The 22750-nt window shown below is 35.4% G+C and carries 27 protein-coding genes and 3 pseudogenes; 8 read left to right on the forward strand and 22 right to left on the reverse strand.

Annotated elements, in window-relative coordinates; genetic code table 11:
* Positions 1–21: 21 nt before the first annotated feature.
* Positions 22–399: a DUF3221 domain-containing protein gene (locus tag QRE67_RS21580; RefSeq protein WP_286122236.1), complete on the reverse strand. Its 378-nt coding sequence runs from the start codon at positions 397–399 to the stop codon at positions 22–24.
* A gap of 100 nt (positions 400–499) precedes the next feature.
* Here QRE67_RS21580 and QRE67_RS21585 point away from each other — a divergent pair.
* Positions 500–724, forward strand: a pseudogene (locus tag QRE67_RS21585) (DUF2785 domain-containing protein); the annotation flags it as partial.
* A gap of 57 nt (positions 725–781) precedes the next feature.
* Here the strand turns inward: QRE67_RS21585 and QRE67_RS21590 are convergent.
* The 8 genes from QRE67_RS21590 to QRE67_RS21625 all read right to left on the reverse strand — a co-directional run bounded on the left by QRE67_RS21590 (position 782) and on the right by QRE67_RS21625 (position 6039).
* On the reverse strand, positions 782–988 hold the full coding sequence (locus QRE67_RS21590; protein ID WP_286122237.1) for a hypothetical protein: 207 nt from the start codon (positions 986–988) through the stop codon (positions 782–784).
* Positions 989–1169: 181 nt separating this feature from the next.
* Complete coding sequence (locus QRE67_RS21595; protein WP_286122238.1) at positions 1170–1514, reverse strand: DUF6176 family protein; 345 nt, start codon at positions 1512–1514, stop codon at positions 1170–1172.
* A 3-nt stretch (positions 1515–1517) separates the two neighbouring features.
* Complete coding sequence (locus QRE67_RS21600; protein WP_286122239.1) at positions 1518–2312, reverse strand: GNAT family N-acetyltransferase; 795 nt, start codon at positions 2310–2312, stop codon at positions 1518–1520.
* The gene (locus QRE67_RS21605; RefSeq protein ID WP_286122240.1) at positions 2309–2641 is read right to left on the reverse strand and encodes a cupin domain-containing protein; all 333 of its coding nucleotides are present in this window, start codon (positions 2639–2641) and stop codon (positions 2309–2311) included. The genes QRE67_RS21600 and QRE67_RS21605 overlap by 4 nt, the downstream gene beginning before the upstream one ends.
* Before the next feature lie 27 nt (positions 2642–2668).
* Entirely contained in the window at positions 2669–2830 is a 162-nt protein-coding gene (locus QRE67_RS21610) for a phosphodiesterase (protein WP_286122241.1), read from the reverse strand.
* A gap of 198 nt (positions 2831–3028) precedes the next feature.
* Complete coding sequence (locus tag QRE67_RS21615) at positions 3029–3592, reverse strand: YxzE family protein (protein ID WP_286122242.1); 564 nt, start codon at positions 3590–3592, stop codon at positions 3029–3031.
* A gap of 81 nt (positions 3593–3673) precedes the next feature.
* Positions 3674–4807 (reverse strand): alanine dehydrogenase, encoded by a 1134-nt coding sequence (gene ald, locus QRE67_RS21620; RefSeq protein WP_286122243.1) that lies wholly within the window; start codon positions 4805–4807, stop codon positions 3674–3676.
* A gap of 434 nt (positions 4808–5241) precedes the next feature.
* Positions 5242–6039, reverse strand: a complete 798-nt coding sequence (locus tag QRE67_RS21625) for an SDR family oxidoreductase (RefSeq protein WP_286122244.1) — start codon at positions 6037–6039, stop codon at positions 5242–5244.
* A 148-nt stretch (positions 6040–6187) separates the two neighbouring features.
* On the opposite strand from QRE67_RS21625, the gene QRE67_RS21630 reads away from it, so the two are divergent.
* Complete coding sequence (locus QRE67_RS21630; protein ID WP_286122246.1) at positions 6188–6646, forward strand: universal stress protein; 459 nt, start codon at positions 6188–6190, stop codon at positions 6644–6646.
* Between the two features lie 46 nt (positions 6647–6692).
* On the opposite strand, the pseudogene QRE67_RS21635 reads toward QRE67_RS21630, so the two are convergent.
* Positions 6693–6890: pseudogene (locus QRE67_RS21635) on the reverse strand (hypothetical protein); the annotation flags it as partial.
* Between the two features lie 128 nt (positions 6891–7018).
* Here QRE67_RS21635 and QRE67_RS21640 point away from each other — a divergent pair.
* Both QRE67_RS21640 and QRE67_RS21645 read left to right on the forward strand, forming a co-directional pair.
* Entirely contained in the window at positions 7019–7198 is a 180-nt protein-coding gene (locus QRE67_RS21640; protein WP_286122247.1) for a ProA domain protein, read from the forward strand.
* Positions 7199–7618: 420 nt separating this feature from the next.
* Entirely contained in the window at positions 7619–8188 is a 570-nt protein-coding gene (locus tag QRE67_RS21645) for a DinB family protein (protein WP_286122248.1), read from the forward strand.
* Positions 8189–8276: 88 nt separating this feature from the next.
* On the opposite strand, the gene argH is transcribed toward QRE67_RS21645, so the two are convergent.
* The gene (gene argH, locus QRE67_RS21650) at positions 8277–9665 is read right to left on the reverse strand and encodes an argininosuccinate lyase (protein ID WP_286122249.1); all 1389 of its coding nucleotides are present in this window, start codon (positions 9663–9665) and stop codon (positions 8277–8279) included.
* Complete coding sequence (locus tag QRE67_RS21655) at positions 9662–10867, reverse strand: argininosuccinate synthase (protein ID WP_286122250.1); 1206 nt, start codon at positions 10865–10867, stop codon at positions 9662–9664. The genes argH and QRE67_RS21655 overlap by 4 nt, the downstream gene beginning before the upstream one ends.
* 167 nt (positions 10868–11034) lie before the next feature.
* On the opposite strand from QRE67_RS21655, the gene QRE67_RS21660 reads away from it, so the two are divergent.
* Complete coding sequence (locus QRE67_RS21660; protein WP_286122251.1) at positions 11035–11352, forward strand: radical SAM protein; 318 nt, start codon at positions 11035–11037, stop codon at positions 11350–11352.
* 118 nt (positions 11353–11470) lie between these two features.
* Here QRE67_RS21660 and QRE67_RS21665 read toward each other — a convergent pair whose 3' ends face one another.
* The 4 genes and pseudogenes from QRE67_RS21665 to QRE67_RS28940 all read right to left on the reverse strand — a co-directional run bounded on the left by QRE67_RS21665 (position 11471) and on the right by QRE67_RS28940 (position 14484).
* Positions 11471–13018 (reverse strand): polyamine aminopropyltransferase, encoded by a 1548-nt coding sequence (locus QRE67_RS21665; protein ID WP_286122252.1) that lies wholly within the window; start codon positions 13016–13018, stop codon positions 11471–11473.
* A gap of 91 nt (positions 13019–13109) precedes the next feature.
* Entirely contained in the window at positions 13110–13523 is a 414-nt protein-coding gene (locus QRE67_RS21670; protein ID WP_286122253.1) for a DUF350 domain-containing protein, read from the reverse strand.
* 14 nt (positions 13524–13537) lie between these two features.
* Positions 13538–14170, reverse strand: coding sequence for a DUF4247 domain-containing protein (locus QRE67_RS21675; protein ID WP_286122254.1), 633 nt, complete (start codon positions 14168–14170; stop codon positions 13538–13540).
* A 120-nt stretch (positions 14171–14290) separates the two neighbouring features.
* Positions 14291–14484: pseudogene (locus QRE67_RS28940) on the reverse strand (hypothetical protein).
* Positions 14485–15238: 754 nt separating this feature from the next.
* On the opposite strand from QRE67_RS28940, the gene QRE67_RS21680 reads away from it, so the two are divergent.
* Positions 15239–15889 carry a YitT family protein gene (locus QRE67_RS21680; RefSeq protein ID WP_286122255.1) on the forward strand — a complete coding sequence of 217 codons (651 nt, stop codon included), beginning with the start codon at positions 15239–15241 and terminating at the stop codon, positions 15887–15889.
* Between the two features lie 32 nt (positions 15890–15921).
* Here QRE67_RS21680 and QRE67_RS21685 read toward each other — a convergent pair whose 3' ends face one another.
* Entirely contained in the window at positions 15922–16758 is an 837-nt protein-coding gene (locus QRE67_RS21685; protein WP_286122256.1) for an EcsC family protein, read from the reverse strand.
* Between the two features lie 108 nt (positions 16759–16866).
* Here QRE67_RS21685 and QRE67_RS21690 point away from each other — a divergent pair, with 108 nt between their 5' ends.
* Positions 16867–17304, forward strand: a complete 438-nt coding sequence (locus QRE67_RS21690) for an NUDIX hydrolase (protein ID WP_286122257.1) — start codon at positions 16867–16869, stop codon at positions 17302–17304.
* Positions 17305–17326: 22 nt separating this feature from the next.
* Here QRE67_RS21690 and QRE67_RS21695 read toward each other — a convergent pair whose 3' ends face one another.
* The 5 genes from QRE67_RS21695 to QRE67_RS21715 form a co-directional block, all read right to left on the reverse strand.
* Positions 17327–18520: an acetate kinase gene (locus tag QRE67_RS21695; RefSeq protein ID WP_286122258.1), complete on the reverse strand. Its 1194-nt coding sequence runs from the start codon at positions 18518–18520 to the stop codon at positions 17327–17329.
* A 295-nt stretch (positions 18521–18815) separates the two neighbouring features.
* The gene (locus QRE67_RS21700; RefSeq protein WP_286122259.1) at positions 18816–19802 is read right to left on the reverse strand and encodes a class I SAM-dependent methyltransferase; all 987 of its coding nucleotides are present in this window, start codon (positions 19800–19802) and stop codon (positions 18816–18818) included.
* Positions 19803–20002: 200 nt separating this feature from the next.
* Positions 20003–20503, reverse strand: coding sequence for a thiol peroxidase (gene tpx / locus QRE67_RS21705; protein WP_286122260.1), 501 nt, complete (start codon positions 20501–20503; stop codon positions 20003–20005).
* A 134-nt stretch (positions 20504–20637) separates the two neighbouring features.
* Positions 20638–21033 (reverse strand): GerW family sporulation protein, encoded by a 396-nt coding sequence (ytfJ, locus tag QRE67_RS21710; RefSeq protein WP_286122261.1) that lies wholly within the window; start codon positions 21031–21033, stop codon positions 20638–20640.
* A 10-nt stretch (positions 21034–21043) separates the two neighbouring features.
* Positions 21044–21682 (reverse strand): DUF2953 domain-containing protein, encoded by a 639-nt coding sequence (locus tag QRE67_RS21715; RefSeq protein ID WP_286122262.1) that lies wholly within the window; start codon positions 21680–21682, stop codon positions 21044–21046.
* 234 nt (positions 21683–21916) lie between these two features.
* Here QRE67_RS21715 and QRE67_RS21720 point away from each other — a divergent pair, with 234 nt between their 5' ends.
* Positions 21917–22720: an NAD kinase gene (locus QRE67_RS21720; RefSeq protein ID WP_286122263.1), complete on the forward strand. Its 804-nt coding sequence runs from the start codon at positions 21917–21919 to the stop codon at positions 22718–22720.
* Positions 22721–22750: the final 30 nt, after the last annotated feature.

The raw sequence follows: 22750 nt of genomic DNA on the forward strand, positions 1-22750 counted from the left end.
AGAAAAAAGGTAGCTTAGTCGCTACCTTTTTTCTTTAAAACTATCATTTCTCTCTACTATTTCAAATTTCTTAACAATCATTTGTCCTGGATAACTTGTAAATACCTCAGAAGACCATACTTTTACTTTATAACCTGATTTCAACTGTTTATATGCGCTTTTATCATCAAATTTTAGAATCATGTCAGCTGGAACTTTCTCATTTATTTGTCGATCCATATAACTTTGTAACTCTTCTTTTGTTTCAAAATTTTTATTAGTAATGAAATATACAGTATCATTTCTCAACATCACGTAGCCTTCTTCTGTAGCAGTTTGTTTAAATGTACATGATGTTAATATTGTAAGAGAAGGGCCCAACAAAACGAACATACAAATCATTGAGATTTTCTTCTTCATTTCATCCTCCTTAGCAACTCTTCTCATTATTCATTGTGTACAATTCATTTTCATCACAACATTAAAATTAAGAATATTCCCACTAAAGGAAGGTAAAATTATAAAACAACTTCAGCAGCAACTAGAGGAGTTACGCTTGAATCATTACACGATAGATTCTACGATTAACCTAGATGAATTAAGTTCGAACATGCTCCAACATATCGGTACACGAGATGGCTATTTACGAGACAAATTAATCTATACGACCTTTTGGCATCTCATCACAAACGACCATATTGCACACACGCAATTACAGCAATTATTATCACAAAGTGTAAGCGAATAATAAATTGAAACGTTGTTAAAAGAATTCCGCAAATACTACTAAAAACGAAGGCACTCAGAAAGTACCTTCGTTCATTTCACTAATCTTTAATTGAAAATGCACGATCCAAACTGAGAAAAGGTGTACAAAAATAGCAATTGCCATACACATCCCGCTCAAAAAAGCCCAAACTGGATGCGAATAATACTGTCCTAAACAATAAGATGCCCCAATAAAAATCATCGTTATGTATAGATAAATTGCCCCATGTATTTGCTTCATAAAAGCCCCCTTTTCCCATATTATAACATATATCATTAACTCCTTTCTAACCGAGCAGTAATCCTCACTTTATTGTTTCTCAACCGTTACACAGCTTTTCCAAAAAATTTCTACAAACAAAAAAACACATCACATTTGATGTGTTTACCAATCTACATTCACATTCAAAAATATCATTGTATTACTTCATCGCTTCTTTTACACCGTCTTGAATCATAACAACTTCAGTTTTCATATCAACAGCAGGTGTTTCCTCATCAATACATTCATACCAAAACTCTAAATGCTTCTTATCAATTTCATACTGAGAATTTTCGACATCCGTCCCGCCTTCGCCTTGAACAGAGTACCAATATAAATACTCCTCCCCATCTTTTATTTCCCGGAAAATTGTCTCAACATACATTTTCTCGTCGTTTAATGTCAAAAGAACTTCTTTCATATGATTGTTAAGTAGCTTCATCCACTCATCAACGCGATGACTCTTCCCTTGTTTCACTTTGAATCTTGTTAATTCGACGTTCATCTTTTACTCCTCCACTTTCTTGTGCACATATAAAACGTATTCTACTGGATTATCAAAACCTAGTTTACTAGCTAACTTTTGCGAAGGAATGTTATCAACATTACAATCCCAGCACGGCGTAATATCATTTTGTATGCAATGTTCTATGAAATAAGCTGCGACTAATTGAGCAAATCCTCTTCCTTGATAATCTGGATGTGTTGCAATATCAATTTCAGCCAAACGATTACTTTTAAAAATCGAGACACATTCAGCAACTACTTTTTGATCTTGTAGAACACAAAATCCAACACCACCATTTAAAAAAGCTTCTTTTGAACCCCAATATTCTTTATAATACTGCTCCGTAAATTCAGTACTTTTTTCTATTATGTTTTTATTAATACGCATAATTTTATATGTGGAATCATCTAATTCTCTTTTTCTATCTTCAAATCTATCCCTCTGAAATAGAAATGTTTTTCGAGGTATTTTCATAAAATAATCACTGAAATGATTTTCAATAACAGTCTCCCACTCTATACTAGAAACAAATAATGTGAATCGCTTATTCTTTGTTAAAACGTCATTTTGAATATAAGAAAACAAAGTATACTGAAATTCCTGATCATGAGTATCTCCAAATAGATAATAAATCCCATTAGCAGTCGCAATCATTCCTGCTGTTAATCTCTCGTTTACAAAAATTTCACCGTCTATCATTCGATCACATACTGCATAGGCAAAGGTAGATGTTCGTTTGTTACCTTCTAAAACCGGAAGAATCGTATAATATTCTGCTAAAGCTAACCTTCTCATACATTCTCCACAATAACCGTATCCGCTTCTAAGTTTTCAAAACAAAGATTAACAGTTCGCTGTAGCGCCCTCGTTCGATGAATTGTACCTGCCGGAATCAAAATAGAATCGTTCGGTTTTAGTACAGCTGTATCCTTATCTTGAAAATCGATAAGCAATTCTCCCTCTAATACGATAAATAACTCATCCGAATTAGAATGAAAGTGCCAATCATATTCCCCTGTAAAAACCGCAATCCGTAAACAATGGCTATTCACATTTGATACGACAAAATTTTTATGTTGTTCTGTAATATCTTTTGTGAATTTTAATAGGTTTACTTTTTCCATCTTTATCCCCACCCCTTAATTCATTTACTACTTCCCCCAAAACCATCCCAGTGCAATAATAGTCATACAAACCCAAAAGCCTATTGTTCCAAAATCAATATCTTTTTCCTGTTTCTTCTTCCTGACCTTTTTCACTTCTTCTTTTAATTCCTGTACAGTTCGTTCTAAACTAACGATAGCTTCCTTCATCTCATTCTATTCATTTTTTCTTTTACTCTCTCCTGTGGTTCTTTTGCTAAATTCATTGCTGTACACCCTTTTTGCGACGTTCTATTCCATTCTAATGATCTCGTTTTTTCCTAAACTATTTTTTATTAGCCATCTCTTTCAAAATCGCCTCATTTCATTCTGAATAATGAAATATTTCAAGGTGAATTGCTTTCATTTTTAATCTCCACCACCTCCACAATCTCCTCCTCCATCACTTGAACTACTACAGTCGTTACTGCTGTAGTCCATAAATCCGCTTGAAGAATAAGAAGAACCTTTTTTCCTCTTTGAACTCCCTTTATCCCTTCCAGACGACAGTAATTCTACAAACACTAGAACATATAAGGCAATTGCTATTAATATAAAAACAACAATTAATAGTATATGTAAAGAAACGGATGGGACCTCTAAATTCCCTAAATAAACAAAGATACAGATCCCAGTAACAAAATAAATAATGCTCGCTGCATCTATAAGACCATTTACAAATTTAGATCTGGGCTTCTTTTTTACTACAATGTTGCCATTTTTATTGGAACCCGTATAACCTTGTTTCTTTCGCTTTTTCCGGTTACTCTTTCTCCGGTTACTCTTTCTCCCCATCAAATCCCCTCTTCTAATACAGATATTTTCTATATAATTCCAAATTATCATAAAAAGAATCGCATTAACAAGAGAAAATATACACACCAAATGATAAAATTCCAGTAATATATCCCTGCTACCTATAATTCCTTTCATTTAAACTGCACAATATGTTTTCTAATATTTAAATAACAAAAAAGACCCTCCTTATCCAAGGAAGGTCTCACAATTTTTCTATTATGATAAAGCAGGAGCCTTTTCAAGAAGCTCTTTCGCATCAGCGTATTGTAAGCCATGTGCTTCCGCAACTGCTTCGAATGTTACATAGCCGTCTAATGTATTAATACCTTTTAATAATGCAGAGTTGCTTAGGCAAGCTTGTTTGTAGCCTTTGTTTGCAATTTGTACTGCATATGGTACTGTTACGTTCGTTAATGCAAGAGTTGATGTACGTGGAACTGCACCAGGCATGTTTGCAACTGCATAGTGAACAACGCCGTGTTTTTCATAAGTTGGGTTATCATGAGTTGTAATGCGATCAGTTGTTTCAAAGATACCACCTTGGTCAATCGCAATATCTACTACAACAGAACCCGGTTCCATCGATTGAATCATTTCTGTTGTTACAAGTTTTGGTGCTTTTGCACCTGGAATTAATACTGCACCAATGACAAGATCAGATTCTTTTACAGCTTGTGCAATGTTGTATGGATTAGACATTAACGTTTTTACTTGGTTGCCAAAAATGTCATCTAATTGACGAAGACGTTCTGCACTTAAGTCGATAATCGTTACGTCAGCCCCTAAACCTACTGCGATTTTCGCTGCGTTTGTACCAGCTTGGCCACCGCCGATAATTGTTACTTTTCCGCGTTTTACCCCTGGAACACCTGCAAGTAAAATACCTTTGCCGCCTTTATTTTTTTCAAGGAATTGTGCACCAATTTGCGCAGACATACGACCAGCTACTTCACTCATAGGTGCAAGTAGTGGTAAAGAACGATTATCTAATTGTACTGTTTCATAAGCGATTGATACAACTTTGTTATCAATTAAAGCTTTTGTTAATTCCGGTTCTGGAGCTAAGTGTAAGTATGTGAATAAAATTAAACCTTCGCGGAAGTAATTATATTCGCTTTCAATTGGCTCTTTTACCTTCATAACCATATCTTGATTCCATGCTTCTTCAGCCGTTTCAACAATTTTCGCTCCAGCTTGTACGTATTCTTCATCCGTAAAACCAGATCCTAAACCTGCACCCTTTTGGACAAAAACTTCATGACCATTGTGTACTAAATGTACAGCACCAGCTGGCGTCATTGCCACGCGGTTTTCATTGTTTTTAATTTCTGTTGGAATACCGATACGCATTACTAATTCCCCCTTGAGTTATAAAATGACCCCTGAATTATAGTTTTTAAAGCGCTTTCTCTACTCTTATATTTTAACATAAAATTTCAATATTTGACAAAAATAATGCAAGTTTTCCGATAGAATTTACCCCGCATTAACGGACAGTAATATTCCCCTCTCAAGATGAAAAAAAGAAAAGAAACTAGGTGGGGGATACACTGTCCGTAAAAGCCCGATTGGTTCGCCCCACTCACTTTATCTATATAAATCTATTTTGATTTTTCGACATATAGCCACGGCTATGGATAACAAAAGGTCACCTGCACTCGTTTTCTCTCTTTGTTTTCACTATGTCTGGGCAGGAAAAGAATCTGACCGCTTCTATGCATGGCCGGATGCTCTCTCCCACCTAAAAAGAAGGGTTTTATGTCGTTTCTTTTATTTATATTTATCTATTTTTGTCGATAACGATGAATAACATCAACTGCCCCTGTTACTTCTATAATTGTACCTGTAATCATATCCGAATCTTCTTCACATAAAAATGAAATCGTTCGAGCAATATCTTCTCCTGTTCCCGATCTACCAATAGGCGTCCGGTCATCTTGCATCGTACGTGCTTCTTGAATGGTCGCTTCTTTCATCTCACCAATAATATCCCCTGGACAAACCATATTAGATGTAATGCCATACTCTGCTTCCTCATACGCAACTGTTTTTGTTAACGAAACAAGTCCTACCTTCGAAGCTGCAAATGCTGATCGATACATCCACCCAGGCGCACTATCTGCCCCTTGAAATCCATAATTGATAATGCGGCCAAAATGCTGTCTCCTCATAACAGGAACGACGAGCTTTAATAAACGGAATACGGCTGTTAGGTTTCCTTGTATCATTTCATCCCATTCATCTTCTTCGTAATCAATTAACTTTTTTCGTTCAAATACATAAGGACCTGCATTATTAATTAAAAAATCGATTTTGCCAAATCGGCCGATTGCTTCTTCTACTATTTTATGTAAATCTTCTTTTTTCGTGACATCCGCTTGGACAAATTGCAGCCGTTCTTCTATATGTTTATATTTTTCTCGCATTTTTTCTACAGCTTTTACATCGCTGTGATATGTTACGGTTACTGAATATCCTTTAGCCAATAATTTCTCTGTTACTTGCTTTCCTAAACCTTTCGTACCGGCTGTAATGAGCGCGTGTCTCACAAACATGCCTCCTTTTAAATTGCTATACTTCATATGTAACAAGTTCTTACTACAATTACAACTAAAAAGAATTGAAACAGACTTTTCAAAATTCTGTAACGTTTCCGGTAAGCACGTTACCATATTTTGTTTTATAATCAAGTTGTAAAGGGTTATAAAAAAGAATTGGGAGGAATCTACTATGAATAATACATATACAAATATTTTAATTGCAGTGGACGGTTCCAAAGAAGCAGAAAAAGCATTTAAAAAAGCCATTCAAGTTGCGAAACGTAACAACGCAACATTAACAATTGCTCATATCGTTGATGTAAAAGCATACTCTGCAGTAGAGGCATATAGCCGTGCAATTGCGGAACGTGCAAATCTATTTGCAGAAGACTTATTAGAAGACTACAAAAAGACTGCAGTGGAAGCTGGTCTTGAAAAAGTAGAAACTGTATTAGAATTCGGCAATCCAAAATCTAAAATCTCAAAAGTAATTGCTCCAAACCATAAAGTGGATTTAATTATGTGTGGTGCGACTGGTTTAAACGCTGTAGAACGTTTCTTAATCGGTAGCGTCTCTGAACATATTATTCGCTATGCGAAATGCGATGTCCTTGTTGTTCGAGGTGAAGAAGAGCAAGGTGAAATTTAACATATATAAACTGAAAACACTAAGTCCATGTAAGACTTGGTGTTTTTTATTTTACATATTTTCCAATAAACATAAGGCATGCTATGACGACTATGACAATCGCATACAAATATAGAGGTAGAAACTTGAGCGACCAGAATCCCATCATAAGCGTAGCTACTACCAAATATGTCTGCTTAGCATCCTCCGTCATTTTCCTTCGAAGCAAAAGCACATAGATGTAGCCAATTGGCGGAATTATAAAATGAATATGCTTCATCATTCATCCTTTCCTTTTATTCCAATAATTACATTAACATACATAATTTAGAATACCAAGGGTAGAATATATCTGTTTGGTTACATTAATAAAAAAGAAACGAGGGATAATGTATGGGAGATCATGAACGTATTATTTTGGATGTAAGTGAAAAAGAAATCAAAATGCTTGATACAATTTGCTCGCACTTCAAAGAAAGACATGGTGTTGAAGTAAGTCATGGGGCTCTTTTGCGTGATTTAATGGATATTGAGTATATACGTATTACAGAGGATAAACACAAGTATGAATAATGAAAAAGTGTACAGTTGCAGTTTATTAAGACCGAACTGTTAATAACACGTGAATGACCCCTCCTACCACCTGAGCTATGCCCTGCACGTGCTTGAGGAAGGGGACTTCTGTTGGAGTACTGTTAAAAATCAAGCCTGAAACATATTAGATATAACAAATATGCTTCAGGCTTTTATTTTATCCCGCATTAACGGGCAGTAAGACCCCAAGCTTATCAAACTTAGATTTTCAAGCATACTATCTTATATGAACTAGAGTTGTTCCAACATACATCCCATTCCGAAACAAAAAATAGTTACAATAATGTTATAATTAGGAAAAACAGAATGGATACATAAATTCATCTCACCTTATCGATAGAACGTCACTTGTCACATGCTTGAAGATTTAGTGTGTAATAGAATGGAGGATTCTGATAAATGAAATCTGAAAGTATATCAAAACATTTTCACGCATTACATCAGCAAAGATGTCTATTTCTCCCTAAAATGCAATCACTGTCACACGAAAAGCTATGGTATCGAAAAGAAGATGGAAAATGGTCTATTGGAGAGCATTTATATCACTTATATTTAATTTTAAGAATGCTTAAAGTCGCGACTAAATTTTCTTTAGTCCTTATTCCATATGCCAAAATGAAAAGAAATACGCTCTTTGCAACTGAAATACATGACATTTATGCAGAATTTAAAGAAAAAAACGGAAGAGGGATGAAAGCCCCTTGGATTTTAGTACCATCAAAAAAAATACGCCATTCTATGGATGTGAAAGAATTAGAGAGATTACTGTTGAACGAGACAAATGAAATAAAAGCATTAGTTAAAAATATAGAAGAAGATATCGCGGGACATATTGTATTTTTAGATCCGATAGCTAAGTATCCTAACCTAATTCAGGCAATTCAACTTTTAGCGATACATGAGAAACATCATTTTATAATTATTGAAAATAATTATAAAATGATGCATGAATATAGTATAGAAATCTAAAGGTATTGCCATACATTTTATAATAAAAAAAGAGGATATATGCTCTTGGATTGAACATAGTATCCTCTAATAATTATTAAGTATAGATTTAGCTCTTTACAGTTTCTCCCACTAACACCTTCGCTTTTTGGAGCGCTTTTTCTATTTGAGTAAATCCTGTTCCCCCTGCACTATTACGGCGCTTCACTGCTGCATAAGGTGAAAGAACTTCATATAAATCCTCTTCAAATAGTGGGCTCATTTCTTGATATGTTTCTAGTGGTACATCTAATAGGTAGATTCCTTTTTGCGTGCAATGAAGCACAAGCTTCCCGACAATTTCATGCGCCTGACGGAATGGGAGTCCTTTACTTGCTAAATAATCTGCGATTTCTGTCGCATTGGAGAAGTCCTGTTTTACAGCTTGCCCCATTTTTTCCTTATTCACAGTCATTGTTTCTAACATGCCAGCCATAATATGCAGACAACCTTCTACGGTTTTAACTGTATCAAACATTCCTTCTTTATCCTCTTGTAAATCTTTGTTGTAAGCAAGCGGCAATCCTTTCATTACCGTTAATAAACTAAATAGATTTCCGTATACTCTTCCTGTTTTACCACGAATAAGTTCTGCCATATCAGGATTTTTCTTTTGCGGCATAATGCTGCTTCCTGTTGCATATTGGTCGCTCATTTCAATAAATTGAAACTCCTGACTGCTCCACAAAATAAGCTCTTCACAAAATCTTGATAAGTGCATCATTAACATGGACGAATTGCTAAGAAACTCTAATATAAAATCACGATCACTCACCGCATCTAAACTATTTTCATAGATTCCCTCAAAGCCAAGGAGCTCCGCGCTATATTCTCGGTCAATTGGAAATGTCGTCCCTGCAAGAGCACCTGCTCCAAGCGGAGAAACATTAATACGTTTCAGTGAATCTTCATAGCGATTTACATCGCGCTCTAACATCCAGAAGTATGCAAGTACATGGTGAGCAAATGAAATCGGCTGAGCACGCTGTAAATGTGTATATCCTGGCATAATTGTTTCAATATGTTCCTCTGCTTGATGAACGAGAACCTTCTGCAATTGTTTTGCAGCCTTTATGATGTCCTGCACTTTTTCTTTTAAATATAGGTGCATATCTGTCGCAACTTGATCGTTACGACTTCGGCCTGTATGAAGTTTGCCTCCAACTTCACCAATTTGTTCAATTAACATCTTTTCAATATTTAAGTGGATATCCTCAGCTTCTATAGAGAAGTTAAGCTTATTTTCTTTTGCTTCTTCTAATAGATATTGCAAGCCTTCCTTTATCTTCTCTGCCTCATCTTTCGTTACAATTCCCTGCTTTGCAAGCATTGTAACATGTGCGATACTTCCTTCAATATCTTGATTCGCTAATTGTTGGTCAAAGGAGATGGATGCTCCAAACTCCTCGACCCACTCTTCTGCTTTTTCTGTAAAACGGCCGCCCCAAAGCTTGCTCACGCTTCCACCTTCTTTTGATTCACTTGACTATATACTTTTGTTGGAAGACCAAATAAAGAAATAAAGCCAACTGCTGCATCGTGGTTAAATTCATCATCTACTGTATATGTTGCTAATTTTTCATCGTATAGAGAGTACTCTGATTTACGACCTTCTACGATTGCATGACCTTTAAACAATTTCACACGTACTGTACCTGTTACGGATTTTTGTGTTTCTTGTAAAAAAGCAACAAGTGCTGGTTTTAAAGGTGAGAACCATAAACCGTTATAAATTAACTCTGTTAATTTTTGCCCAATCATTGGTTTAAAGTGAGCTACTTCTTTTACAAGCGTTAAATCTTCTAGCTCTTTATGTGCTGTAAGTAATGTCATTGCCGCTGGGCATTCATATACTTCACGTGATTTAATACCGACAAGGCGGTTTTCTACATGGTCAATACGTCCTACGCCGTGTTTTCCAGCAAGAGAGTTTAACGTTTTAATTAATTCTGAAAATGAATAAGTAGTACCATTTAATGTTGTTGGTACGCCTGCTTCAAATCCAATTTCCACAAACTCTGGTTTATTTGGTGTATCTTCTAATGCTAATGTCATTTCATATGCTTCTTCTGGCGGTGCTGCCCACGGATCTTCTAAAATACCACATTCATTGCTGCGTCCCCATAAGTTTTGGTCAATGGAAAACGGGCTATCTAAATTGATTGGGATTGGGATATCATTTTCTTTTGCATACGCAATCTCTTCTTCACGAGACCACTTCCACTCACGTACCGGAGCAATCACTTCTAAATACGGATTTAATGCTTGAATTGACACTTCAAAACGAACTTGATCATTTCCTTTTCCCGTACATCCATGTGCTACTGCACTTGCTCCTTCGAGTTCTGCAATTTCTACTAGTTTTTTCGCAATTAACGGGCGAGATAATGCAGAAACAAGTGGATATTTACCTTCATATAACGTGTGGCCTTGCAATGCCATCAATGCATATTCATTCGCAAACTCTTCTTGAACATCAATCATATAAGATTTACTAGCACCTACTGAAAGTGCTTTTTCTTTAACAAACCCTAAATCTTTTCCTTCCCCTAAATCCAAACAAAGTGCAATAACATCGTATTCTTTCTCTTGTAACCATTTAATTGCAACGGAAGTATCAAGACCTCCGGAATAAGCTAACACAACTTTTTTCTTCTCCATTTTATATCCCCCTAAAGAATAAATATTCATTGTTATTAATATTAATTCAAACTTTATCATCTTTTACAAAATGAATCAAGTGATATTAGTAAATATTTTTTCAAATAATTCCGTCGAACTTCTTTCTTTTTTTCGGTACAATAGAAAAAGGAAATGGAGGTATGTGTATGGAACACTATTTCACATATGATGAACGTCTCGAGATTGAAATACCCGACTTTCAAGAACAATGGGAAGAAATACCTGAAGAAATACAACATGCCATTTTATTAAAGTGGGAACAAATTCGCGGGAAAATACCTGATCGTATAAAAGATCTTGAACATAGCATTAATAAAAAACAACACCGATTAAGTCATGAAGAAAACTTTAAAATTTCCTGTATACTTAATTCAGAAATCGCTGACCTCGCCTCCATCATTAACGATTTATGGCTTTGGTATCGTCTCACTCAAAATGTGTCTGCGGGAAAGGCACATCAATAAAGTGAAACTTTTCTCAGTGGGGTTTACTGCCCGTTAATGCGGGATAAAACACATCATATTCGCTCTCTTTATTGAAAAAAAATCCAAACAAAAAAGCATCTACGTATAGATGCTTTTTTTAATAAAAATTCCAACCTTTTTCATATAGGTCCAATAAATTCGGTTCATTCAAACGGTTAACAGGTAATTCAATGGTTTTCCCATCTATTGTAATTGTTTCATCTTCATCTTTCCCAAATTGAAATAAGGATGGAATCATTTCTTCTGATAAATATTCGGTATCTACAGATAGTTTTATATTGTTCATTTCAAACGAATCCCTAGACGCAACTGTAAAGCCCCAATTTCCAAATGAAGGAATATCTAAATGATAATTTTTCACATGTAGTCCTGTAGACTTCACCGTCTTACTAATGGTCCAAAAGGCTTCCGTTGCAAATACTGGCGAAGTAGATTGTATAGAGACAAACCCCGACGGAGCTAAATGATTTCTAACAAGACTATAAAATTCCCACGTGTACAGTTTATTCAATGCTTCATTATTTGGATCAGGCAAATCAATGATGATAACATCATAAAGCTTATGTGTTCGTTTTAAAAAATTGAATGCATCATCATTAATAATATTCATTTTATTCGAATCAAACGACTTTTGATTTAATCGTAGTAAATGAGGATTTTCTTTTGCCAGCTTAATCATCTCTGGATCCAAATCAACTAAAGTGATTGTTTTTACCTCTTTATATTTTAAAAGTTCCCTCGTCGCTAAACCATCTCCGCCACCGAGCACTAAAACGTTTTGTTTTTGAGGAGCGAGAGACATCGGTATATGTATTAATGCTTCATGATATCTGTGCTCATCTGCCTCTGAGAATTGCAGCTGTCCATTTTGATATAATCGAACATCTCCAGGGCCTTTTGTCATAATAATATTTTGATATTTCGTTTCTTTTTTTAGTACAATTGGATCCCGGTATAACTTATTTTCCAATGTATAAGCGTACTTTTCTCCAAACAGAAAACCTAGTCCAATTAAAATCGTTAAGACAATACCAGTGTAACGCAAATAGGTATGACTCATTTCTTTTTTAAAGACAAAACTTAGCCATACTGCAACAATAATATTAATAAATGCAATTAAAAAAGCGGTCTTAATAAGACCTAACATTGGTCTCAATAACAAGGCAAACGTCACTGTTCCAATTAAACTTCCCGCATAATCGAAGAAAAGCACTTTTGCTGTAGATTCTTTTAAATCCGCATTAATTTCTTCTGATTTTCGAATCAAAAGCGGTAATTCTAAACCCGTTAAATAGCCTGTAATAATAATGATAGAATATAAGGTTATTTTTGCTGTTCCATCACCGAAGTGAGCTTGCATAAAGAAAACCATAAAAATGGAAAATCCGCCGATAATTGCAATGAGATACTCTGTCACAATAAAGGTTGATAATAAATGGCTGTGAAACTTTTCACTGTGCATGGCACCGATACCCATTCCACTTAAAAAAAGCCCGATTGTCAAACAGTAAAAGAGTGTAGAATCTCCAAATAAATAGCCACCAGCTGCACCATAAAGGACTTGATATACAATACCACAAATCGATACAATCCCTGAAGAAGTGAAAATTCTTCTTTTTTGAATTGCTTTTTCTTTTTCTGTCATATCCACACTCCCTTTGTAAAAACTTCTCGTTAGATCGGGATAGATACATTCACTGCTTCATAGAAAAAAGAACCTACACTGGCAGGTTCTTCTACGAAATAGCTCCTGATGTAATCAATGCCACCGCTAAAGAAATACTAGCCGCAATAATACCTACAGCAACATTTCCATTTTCAATTTCTTTATCAACACGAAAGCGCGGAGTAAGAAACTCAAAGATGAAATAGCCAATTAACATAAGTACAAAGCCAATAACTCCCCAAATAGCTGCTCCAAGAAGAGAATCATTCGTAGCAATAGCTGATTTCATAATCAACGTAATCCCTACAATTTTTCCAAGAAACTGAATGGCAACAGCTTTATTTCCTTTTAACAACTGCTCTCGATCGTTATACGGTGTAATCATTTCAAAAATAAACATACAAACGAGTGTAACACCTGATAAAACTACAAAGTAGAGAAGCGTATGTAATACTTCTTGTATATCTAAAATTTCTTCAAACATGAACTCTATTCCCCCTATTTCCCTGCTCCTGGACCACCGCCACGAACTGAATTTCCACTTCGTATGGAGCCATTCTCAGATGATTGTTTTACAACACTCATGGAATAACTTCCACTTGATCCCGAAGAACCCGAACTTTCTTCTTCTTCCTTTTGGAAATAAGCAGGATTATTTCTTAAAGCACTCATGTATCCTTTATAACCACTTTTTTTCTTCTTAAAATCAAACTCTGCTTTATTCCATCCATACAGCGTAGTAGCAATTCCTAATACACCCATTGTTTCTAACAAAGAAAAATCATAGCTACTTTCAGCAAAGTCTTCATCAGCTACTTCAACAATTGTATGATTCAGATTTGCTGGATCCTGAGTAATTTGTATAAATTCTTCACCGGAACCTTCAGGGTACAAAATAAACATTTCAGTATTACTTTCTTTTGACACATACTTTGGTTTTTCATCAGCAATAATTTCTTGTGCCACTTCTTTCACAGATTTATTTTCCGCAGTGTACACTTCAGCGATATCGCCTACATCATTTTCCATTGTTTCCATATATTCATAATTAGACGAAACAAATCCCCCCGTATTACTACAAGCTGTCAAGATTAATAGTAATGATGAGATAATCAAAAGAATTTTTTTCATTGTGAACGATGTTACCCCCTACAATAAATTCTATTTTTAATTATAATTGGATTATATAGGGAAAACTACTAAAATATTATATCATAATAAATTATTCTTCCCTTTATGAAAAAATACTCTTCATTTCACTTTGTCAAAGCAAGCTTTACAATATACCTCTCTTGCCGATTTTGCTAAACATACATCAAAGCGCCCAATCCACATGTTCTTTTCTGGCGGTAACTTTACACATGCAACAAGCTCTTCTTCGTATTGAATCGTTTTCTGGCAAGCAGAACATTTCAATTCTTTTTTTTGAACATATTTTTTAACATTATTACAACCTCACCTTTTTATCTTCCTATACAAATATACTCTCGAAATTATTTATTTTTGTAAAAAATATTTATACACAAAACGCTAACAAGCAGTTATCATCCACCTACTCTACTCAATTTTGAGATGAGTCATATTGCTCGTTAAATCGGGATAAATAAAGTTATATTACAAAAGTAAGAGGAACTAAAAACCACACCCTATCAAACTGCAAATTATGTAGGCTTTTCTTCGGTTATTGTCGATTTCCATCAACATACATTTTCAGAAAGTATGATATAATAGTATAAAATCTTTTACAGAAAGGATTTAGATATCATGATCGCTCGAAGGAGCATGTGGCATCGAATTGACGAATCTTACACGTAGCGTGTTTTTCAGCTTAGATACTTTTGTCTAGCGAAAAAAATACGAGAGTGGGGAAATTATGATTGCCCGAAGGATAATTTGGCAAAAAAAAGACTCTTCTTACACATAGCGTTTTGTTTAGGTTGTTATATACTCGCTAAGCTAAGCAAAACAAAGAAGAGAGCAGGATTGCTAAATGACAAATCCTACTCCAAGTTTTGTTTAGTCTACTTTAAGCCTAAACTAAAACGAAAGTAGGGAGAATTGATGGACGAGAGGATAATTCGTTATTTCTTCAGTGATATATAGCGTAGTTAGACGTATATGAACTAACTAGCTGTTATGTAGGCGTAGTTAGTTTATAAAAAAGCAATGAGCTACTAACTACGGAAAGAAGGAATAACGATGAGGAACATCCAAAGTCGACAATTTATTAAAGAAATTTTTATGGTTTTAATCGGTTCATTTATTTTATCTGCAACGCTATATCACATTCATTTTCAAAACCACTTAACAGAAGGTGGCTTTGTAGGAATCGCGTTATTTATACAAAACTTTTTTGACATTTCACCGTCCATTTCAACTGTTTTAATGGATATTCCAGTCATTTTACTATGTGCTACATTTTTAGGTAAAAAAATGGTCGGTTATTCATTTATGGGTTCGATTTCATTTGGAGTATTTTATTCTTTAATGGAAAACTATTCTCCTTTCACGGTAGATTTATCCAATAATTTATTTGTAGCCGCAGTAGTAGGCGGAGCGTTAGCTGGTATTGGACTCGGTTTTATATTGCGATTCGGTGGTGCAACTGGCGGAGACGACATTTTAACGATTGTGTTGAGTAACAAAACACGATTTACAGTTGGTCAAATTTTCTTCGTCTTTGACGCGCTTGTCATTGCACTTTCATTATATTATTTAACATGGACAGAAATTGCCTTTACAATTCTTTCAATTGCCGTTCAAGCAAAAGCATTGGATTTGATCTATTATCCAAGAGCAGAAAAGAAAACAGTATCTATTCCAATGTCAAAAAAACATGCAACAAACTAAAAAAAGCGAAAGGCTCCGGCCTCTCGCTTTTTTCATGCTTTTTCCTTTTCTAATATGTAACGCACTTGATAAAATCGATTTGCAAATTCCGTTACATTACGTGTTAAGCGGTAATTCACCGTGGATCCAATCGCCATCCCCAATACTGGAATCCCTTGAAATAACTTACGACGCAGCGCATAAATTGAAAATGTCTTCATAATTTGTTTTAACACAACTTGTACAGAAGCTGGGTTTAATACTTCTTCGTCCCCTTCATAAAAGAACGGTGCTGCCTCTTCTTGTTCTAGCTCCTGAAGCAAATTATACCAAGCATATTGCTGTAACCGTGCCGGCAATAACGATGCATGGAATACCTTTAATGCAAGCATCATTTCATACGGCTTATTTACATCATGACCAAATGATGTCGCAATGAGCTGAACGGCTTTCACATTTAGCCCGATCATCACTGGGAAATCTGCGGTTAATAATAACAAGCCACCGACTCCTGCTACACCGCCCTGTACAAAGGAATAAAGACGATGTCGTGCTGTCTGCTGCTCTGCTATGTATGCTAATTGGTCGATTGATAATGACTTCATATCCTCCATTTGCTCAATGGAATCATCAAATAATCGTGCCGTTCCTAAAATACGATTGCGTGCATCAAGCTGTGACTGCGAGCTTTGAATAAATGCATGGAGATGGAATAACCATCCATCTGCTTTCATCATAAAATCGTTGCGCTTTTTCTCCGGCAATTTGGCAAATGTAACATGCAACCATTTATCAAACATCTTTTGAAAATCGGTAGACTCTTGTTCCAACAATTGCTGTTCCCAATGTTTAATATCTTGTAAAATGGCTTGTTCTCGCTTCGATAGCATCGTAACAACCACCTCGCTCAATTTTTTTCTATTGTAACATATTTCCGCTTTTTCTTTGCAAACCTGCTAAGCTAAATATATATTTATCCAATACATGGGGGAATGTTTGTGTATCCACGCGCAAAGGCATTTGGAATCATACTTCACAATGAACGAATTCTCGTTCAAAAGTATCTTATGGAAAGTGAAACTTATTATAGACCACTCGGCGGTTCCATTGAACTTGGAGAAAAATCAACCGAAACAGTGATTCGTGAATTTAAGGAAGAGCTTAGCACACAAGTAGAAGTTATAAATTACTTAGGATGTCTTGAAAATATCTTTTATGTAAATGAAGAGATCGGACACGAAATCATTCAATTATATTCTCTTCGTTTTATAGATGCATCGCTATATGAAATCGAAATGATTCCTATACTGAAAGAGGAACCACATGTATATGCAAAGTGGATTCCAATTACAGTATTTCTAAATCAGGAAAAAACATTGTATCCAAATGGATTAGCAGAGTTTCTTACAACAAAAATAAAAGGCGGAACCCTATAGGATCCCGCCTTTTTCAAATATATTAACCAATGTCTCCAAGACGTAATACGTCACGAGCAATCATAACTTCTTCATCAGTTGGAATTACGATTACTTTTACTGGAGAATGAGGGAAGCTGATGAATGCTTCTTCACCGAATACATTGTTACGTTTTGCATCAAAGTACACACCCATAAATTCAAGGCCTTGTAGTACACGCTCACGAATGACAGCACTGTTTTCACCAATACCAGCAGTAAAGATGATTGCGTCAACACCTTTCATACGTGATGCGTAAGAACCGATATATTTATGAATACGGCTTGCGAATACATCTAATGCTACTTTCGCACGGTGATCGCCTTCTTCTTCTTTCGCGATGATGTCACGTAAGTCACTAGAGAATCCAGTAAGACCTAACATACCACTTTTCTTGTTTAACACGTTAACAACTTCTTCTACACTTTGTCCTGTTTTTTCCATAATGTATGGAATTAACGCAGGGTCAATGTTACCAGAACGTGTCCCCATTGTTACACCCGCAAGTGGAGTGAAGCCCATAGAAGTATCGATAGATTTTCCGCCTTCTACAGCTGCAATACTTGCACCGTTACCTAAGTGACAAGAAAGTAAACGTAAGCTTTCAATTGGACGACCTAATAATTCAGCCGCACGCTCAGTTACATACTTATGAGAAGTACCGTGGAAACCGTATTTACGGATGCCGTATTTCTCATAATATTCATATGGTAAGCTGTATAAGAAAGCATCTTCTGGCATTGTTTGATGGAATGCTGTATCAAACACTGCTACTGCAGGTACGTTTGGAAGAACTTCTTGGAATGCTTTAATACCAACGATGTTTGCTGGGTTATGAAGTGGTGCTAAGTCGCTTAATTCTTCGATATCTGCTAATACTTGATCGTTAATTAAAATAGAATCAGCAAATTTTTCACCGCCGTGTACAACACGATGACCGATACCGCCAATCTCATCAAGAGATTTCACGATTCCGTTTTCAGTTAATTTGTTAAGAAGCATATTAACTGCTACTGCATGATCTGGAATATTTGTAACTTCTTTTTGTTTTTCGCCGTTCACAGTAATTGTGAAGATACTATCTTCTAAACCGATACGTTCTACTAAACCTTTTGTTAATACTGTTTCACTTGGCATTTCGAATAATTGGAATTTCAAGGAAGAGCTTCCTGCATTAATCGCGATGATTTTTGACATCTAGTCTTTCGCCCCTTTTTCTCTTGGTAGTTGTGTGGATGAGACCACAAACCGCTCTGTTTTATCTGATTAAAGTCAACAGAAATGAAAACGTTTCACTTCTAGTAACTTTTATACTCACGAGTTTAATTTAAACATCGTACGACATATATTTCAAGTGAAAAAATTGTAACACCAAGAAAAAATATATATTACAGATTCAAAAAAAATTCACTTTTATCGTGTATATATTCAGAGTTGTTGTACACAATACAAAACTGTACTATATAAATAGCTAATACTGTTACACACATAACTATTTATGCGCTGCAAACCAGTTGTTCATTTGTGACATCATATTCTCCATAGCTTTCATATTGGAAAACTTAGGTAATTCCACTAACAACGCTTGTTTTGGCATCGTTACATTCGGACCTTTCTTTTGGAGAACAAATATACTTTTTGCATTTTTTTCGTTTTTAAACATGGAAACAGGAAGCTGCAATAGTCCTTGAATAAAACATGTTTCTTTGAAAAATGCATGAAGTTTCGGTGCTTGGTCACTTTCAAAAATGAAGTTTGGTACTAGGAAAAATAAATAGCCACCTTCTTTTGTATGCTTTACACTTTGCTCAATAAAAAGATGATGCGCATAAGACATACCTTCATCTGCTTTTAAAGTATATTCACTTGCACCAACTTCGTTTGGATAATACCCGATTGGTAAATCACAAACAACTGCATCAACTGGATCAATGTAAAGCGGTGCTAGTCCATCCTGATTGAAAAATTCGATGGATTGTTTTTGTAAATTCGCATTGACTAGGGAAAGTTTAACGAGCAAGTCATCTACATCTACCCCAAATCCACTTACATTTGTGCCTTCTAGGCAGCCATTAAAGATTGTCGTCAATAAATTTCCTGTTCCGATTGCAGGATCTAAAACAGTTATTTCCTTTTGATCTTTCATAAATTTATGGAACAAGTAGCTCATAAACATACCAACTGCATCAGGCGTCATTTCATGATTGGCTTGTACGCCCTCTTTCATTCCTTTTAAAATGGCAAGCTGAAATGCTTTGCGAATTTCTTCGCTTTTATATGTTTCTTCATTAAATTTGCTGTATTCACGATTTAATCGTTCAATTGTCGATTCTGATAATTCTTCTTGTAAGATTGTTCCTTCAAACAGGTTATCTCCCGTTTCTACAAGCGCTTCTAAATATGTTACATCTAATTCTTTACGTAAAATTACGGTAGAAGAATCAAAAATAGAAAATAATGTTTCTACTGTAGAACTCACATAAATTCCTCCTTCTGTCAAATACACATAACTTATATCATACCACAATCTGATTTTTTCCCAAAAGAAAAAGCGACCTCTTTTTAAGAGCTCCCTTTTCAGATTGCATGTTATATCGACGCTTTTCCGAATATATCGACCGTTCGACAATATACAACACATCTTATATAAAAAACGACCTCTATAAGAGGTCGTCTTCATTACTTCGCAGCTTTTGCTGCTTCTAATGCTGCTTCGTAGTTTGGATGGCTTGTGCCTTCGCTTACGTATTCTACGTAAACAATTTTATCGTTGCTGTCTACTACGAATACTGCACGAGCAAGTAAACGAAGCTCTTTCATTACAACGCCATAAGCTTCACCGAAAGAAAGGTCACGGTGGTCAGAAAGTGTTGCTACGTTTTCTAAACCGTTTGCTGCACACCAGCGTTTTTGAGCGAATGGTAAGTCAACGCTAATTGTTAATACTTTTGCGTTTTCAATGCCAGCTGCATCTTGATTAAAACGACGAGTTTGTGCATCACATACACCTGTGTCGATTGATGGTACAACGCTAATTAATTTTACTTCACCTTTGTATGTTTCTAAACTTACCGGAGATAAGTCGTTTGCTAACACTTGGAAGTTTGGCGCTTGATCGCCTACTTTAACTTCTGTTCCAACTAAAGTGATTGGGTTACCTTTAAAAGTTACGTTTGCCACTTAAAAATCCTCCCTTATTTAAACAAAATATGTACACTGTAAATGATAGTTTGTCCCTATGCAGAATGCAAATAAAATCGCTCTATTTACAAAAAAATAAAGAAGCTAACCAATCGATTAGCTTCTTTCCACTACTAAATTTGAAATTCTGGTTCGTCACCTTTACGTTTCTCCATCATTTCTTTCACTTTATCGACAGCTTGCGGTGCTAATTCAATTATTTTATCAATAACATGTGTTTGCTTGTCTAAATGAAGGACTTTCACACCTTCTCCATTTACAACTAAAAATGCAACTGGATTAATGGAAACACCACCGCCGCTTCCTCCGCCAAATGGATGACGGCCAGTGCTTTCTATTTTTCCAAACTCACTCCCGCCAGCTGCAAAACCAAAGCTAACTTTCGAAACCGTTAAAATAACACTTCCGTCTGCTGCTTTAATGGGGTCACCAATAATTGTATTTACATCAGTCATTTGTTTTAAATGCTGCATTGCTGTTGTCATCAATCCTTGAATTGGGTGTTCCATTATATCCCTCCTATGTTTGAACAGATTTTTCTGTCACGCTTGATCGTTGTTTTCTCATAAATACGAGCAATTTCACTGCAGCTGTTACTGTACGATATATATGAAATGACGCTGTTAATTCACATTTCGATGCGAATCCCTTTCCTTGAAAAACAGGTGTAATTTCAAACTCTGGTATACCAATAATATGCATATATTGTCCTATAACTCCGGCCGCCATTCCCTTTGTCGACCAAGCATAACCTGTTACGATTCCAGTGCTAGCTGCATCCCCTGTTCCAATTTGCGAATGCCATCTCCACTTATTGATTTTCACTTTTTTTAGAAAATCTTTAATAATAGTATGGATCTCTTGAAACCTTTTTATCAATTCACCGATCGTATCAAGCTGCGCCATTATTTTATTTTCAACACCGCCATCTTCTTCTGCTTTTCCAATTTTTTGTTCAACCTTTTTTTCCATTTTTTCCATTCTTTCTAAACCATCAAACGTATAGTGAATCATCCATATTTTCAATTGAATTAAACACTGTTTTTCCATTTCTGAATATAAGAGCGTCACCTTGAGCGATATTTTCGACAACAATATAATTAAAATAAGCAATATAACAATCCCAATTCCGATTGCAAGCCACTTCATCCGTACCATCCTTTCATTCCATATCCATTATCGACATGTTTAAATAAGATTAAACAAATTAAAACAAAATTGAATATAGGAATTTTTCTAAAAATAAAGAGGGATTTTGGCATTTTATATCGAAATATACTATTTGAGCATATCATCAGGATGCATTTTTCTCACTGACGATTTATTGCTCTAATGGATACCTATACGAAACCATTAGGACCAGAAAATTTTACTGCAATGGAGGGATACATAATGGCAGATCGTCGCAATTTATTTTTCTTTTATGGTGATGATAAAGCAACACTTATCGAAAAAATGAAGCCAATATATCGTACTTTAGAGGAGAATGGATTTACCATATTAGATCATCCAAAAAATGCAAACGCTATCGTCAGTGTTGGGGATGATGGGACTTTCTTACAAGCCGTTCGTAAAACCGGTTTCCGAGAAGATTGCTTATACGCAGGCGTTTCCACAAAAGATGAAATTTCTTTCTACTGCGATTTCCATATTGACCATGTTGATAATGCCCTTCAAGAAATTACAAAAAATGAAATTGAAGTGCGCAAATATCCAACAATTCAAGTAGATGTTGATCATACTACATCATTCTATTGTTTAAATGAGTTTTCTTTACGCTCAAGTATCATTAAAACATTTGTAGTCGATGTACACGTGGATGATCTATATTTTGAAACGTTTAGAGGCGATGGTTTAGTCATTTCTACACCGACGGGAAGTACCGCATATAACAAATCATTGCATGGTGCAGTTGTCGATCCATTAATCCCATGTTTCCAAGTAAGCGAACTTGCATCTTTAAACAACAACACATACCGTACACTTGGATCACCATTCATTTTAAATCACGAGCGAACATTAACATTGAAACTCGCTCCAGACGGTAACGATTATCCTGTTATTGGAATGGATAACGAGGCACTTAGCATTAAGCAAGTCGAAAAAGCCGTTATTCGCTTAAGTGATAAAGAAATTAAAACAGTAAAACTAAAAAATAATTCGTTCTGGGAAAAAGTACAGAGAACGTTTTTATAAGAACAAAATAAAGATTGCCGGGAAATCCCC

The sequence above is a fragment of the Bacillus sp. DX3.1 genome, assembly GCF_030292155.1.
Lineage (GTDB): Bacteria > Bacillota > Bacilli > Bacillales > Bacillaceae_G > Bacillus_A.

Bases quoted from the DNA above. Each gene is read 5' to 3' on its own strand.
- QRE67_RS21580 (WP_286122236.1), bottom strand. From the start codon at position 399: ATGAAGAAGAAAATCTCAATGATTTGTATGTTCGTTTTGTTGGGCCCT.
- QRE67_RS21590 (WP_286122237.1), bottom strand. From the start codon at position 988: ATGAAGCAAATACATGGGGCAATTTATCTATACATAACGATGATTTTT.
- QRE67_RS21595 (WP_286122238.1), bottom strand. From the start codon at position 1,514: ATGAACGTCGAATTAACAAGATTCAAAGTGAAACAAGGGAAGAGTCAT.
- QRE67_RS21600 (WP_286122239.1), bottom strand. From the start codon at position 2,312: ATGAGAAGGTTAGCTTTAGCAGAATATTATACGATTCTTCCGGTTTTA.
- QRE67_RS21605 (WP_286122240.1), bottom strand. From the start codon at position 2,641: ATGGAAAAAGTAAACCTATTAAAATTCACAAAAGATATTACAGAACAA.
- QRE67_RS21610 (WP_286122241.1), bottom strand. From the start codon at position 2,830: ATGAAGGAAGCTATCGTTAGTTTAGAACGAACTGTACAGGAATTAAAA.
- QRE67_RS21615 (WP_286122242.1), bottom strand. From the start codon at position 3,592: ATGAAAGGAATTATAGGTAGCAGGGATATATTACTGGAATTTTATCAT.
- ald (WP_286122243.1), bottom strand. From the start codon at position 4,807: ATGCGTATCGGTATTCCAACAGAAATTAAAAACAATGAAAACCGCGTG.
- QRE67_RS21625 (WP_286122244.1), bottom strand. From the start codon at position 6,039: ATGAAGTATAGCAATTTAAAAGGAGGCATGTTTGTGAGACACGCGCTC.
- QRE67_RS21630 (WP_286122246.1), top strand. From the start codon at position 6,188: ATGAATAATACATATACAAATATTTTAATTGCAGTGGACGGTTCCAAA.
- QRE67_RS21640 (WP_286122247.1), top strand. From the start codon at position 7,019: ATGGGAGATCATGAACGTATTATTTTGGATGTAAGTGAAAAAGAAATC.
- QRE67_RS21645 (WP_286122248.1), top strand. From the start codon at position 7,619: ATGAAATCTGAAAGTATATCAAAACATTTTCACGCATTACATCAGCAA.
- QRE67_RS21655 (WP_286122250.1), bottom strand. From the start codon at position 10,867: ATGGAGAAGAAAAAAGTTGTGTTAGCTTATTCCGGAGGTCTTGATACT.
- QRE67_RS21660 (WP_286122251.1), top strand. From the start codon at position 11,035: ATGGAACACTATTTCACATATGATGAACGTCTCGAGATTGAAATACCC.
- QRE67_RS21665 (WP_286122252.1), bottom strand. From the start codon at position 13,018: ATGACAGAAAAAGAAAAAGCAATTCAAAAAAGAAGAATTTTCACTTCT.
- QRE67_RS21670 (WP_286122253.1), bottom strand. From the start codon at position 13,523: ATGTTTGAAGAAATTTTAGATATACAAGAAGTATTACATACGCTTCTC.
- QRE67_RS21675 (WP_286122254.1), bottom strand. From the start codon at position 14,170: ATGAAAAAAATTCTTTTGATTATCTCATCATTACTATTAATCTTGACA.
- QRE67_RS21680 (WP_286122255.1), top strand. From the start codon at position 15,239: ATGAGGAACATCCAAAGTCGACAATTTATTAAAGAAATTTTTATGGTT.
- QRE67_RS21685 (WP_286122256.1), bottom strand. From the start codon at position 16,758: ATGCTATCGAAGCGAGAACAAGCCATTTTACAAGATATTAAACATTGG.
- QRE67_RS21695 (WP_286122258.1), bottom strand. From the start codon at position 18,520: ATGTCAAAAATCATCGCGATTAATGCAGGAAGCTCTTCCTTGAAATTC.
- ytfJ (WP_286122261.1), bottom strand. From the start codon at position 21,033: ATGGAACACCCAATTCAAGGATTGATGACAACAGCAATGCAGCATTTA.
- QRE67_RS21715 (WP_286122262.1), bottom strand. From the start codon at position 21,682: ATGGTACGGATGAAGTGGCTTGCAATCGGAATTGGGATTGTTATATTG.
- QRE67_RS21720 (WP_286122263.1), top strand. From the start codon at position 21,917: ATGGCAGATCGTCGCAATTTATTTTTCTTTTATGGTGATGATAAAGCA.